The organism is Mesorhizobium sp. M7A.F.Ca.US.014.04.1.1 (assembly GCF_003998745.1).
In the GTDB taxonomy this organism is placed as follows: Bacteria; Pseudomonadota; Alphaproteobacteria; order Rhizobiales; family Rhizobiaceae; genus Mesorhizobium; species Mesorhizobium ciceri.
In genome coordinates, this window is sequence record NZ_RZRW01001157.1 from 1 (window position 1) to 919 (window position 919).

The following is a 919-nucleotide window of genomic DNA, read 5'->3' on the forward strand; positions in this document are numbered from 1 at the left end:
CGACCAGCTGTTATTCCGAGGCGGAATGGAAGACGGCGACAGCCGCGCGCACAAAGCGCGTTCCGTCTCGCCGGCACCGCTTGCGTCAGGACGCGACCTCCGCTTTACCCTAGCGAACTCGATCGAACTCACCCGCGGGCGCAGCAGCCATTCTTTGGTGCACTAAATGAGCGGCTGCTTTTGGGCGCGGCGATCATCACTTCGACCGGCATGCCGTTTGACCAGATCTGGAGTTCCGCTGCAGGACACGGATGCACGATATCGTCTGGATTCACAATCCAAGTGCTCGCTTCTTTCCAAAGGTCCAATCCACTCCGCCCCCTGCACCGATGAGGCCGGAAACATGCTTTCCCAGCTGCCGCTCGACAGACGGCGACCAAGGCACAAGCCCGAAGCCGAGCCCGTCATCAATCATCGCGAAGCGGCCGGAGACGAGCGAAAACCTCTGTCGATAGATGCCAGCTACTTCGTCGCCTTCAGAAGCTTTCGCGAACGGCAGTCCGGTCTCGGCCGCGAGCCGAGCGCTAAGTGCGTTCACCTCGCGATCGCGTAGCGTGTCGATCAGGTTATGAGCGAAGATGACGCGCTGACCTTCGTGTCGTGCGAGGCCCTCCTTGACAAGATGATCGGTGCGAACCTGAAGCGCCTGTTTCACTTCCTGGCCGAAGCCGCCCTCCCCGATTTCGGCGGGTTTGCTCGCGACAAGCTGACGGTCGAGCCAAGTCGCGCCGCCGGCACTGATCTGCTCCTCGATGGAGAAGTCTGAACGGATGGCGAGTGCGACACGACCGCGGCCCTTTGCATCCTCGTAGCGGCGCAGTTCAACGATCGAGCCCGGCGCGGAATCTCCGGTTGCGTCGAGATCTTGAAACCGGATGTGATGGACGCGTCCGTCGACACCATCGACGACTGCATATGC

At 61.3% G+C, this 919-nt stretch carries 1 protein-coding gene; it reads right to left on the bottom strand.

The window, feature by feature from the left end; translation table 11 throughout:
• Positions 1-271: 271 nt before the first annotated feature.
• On the bottom strand, positions 272-919 hold a 648-nt coding region (locus EOA22_RS35270), incomplete at its 5' end, for a DUF3363 domain-containing protein (protein WP_127390697.1).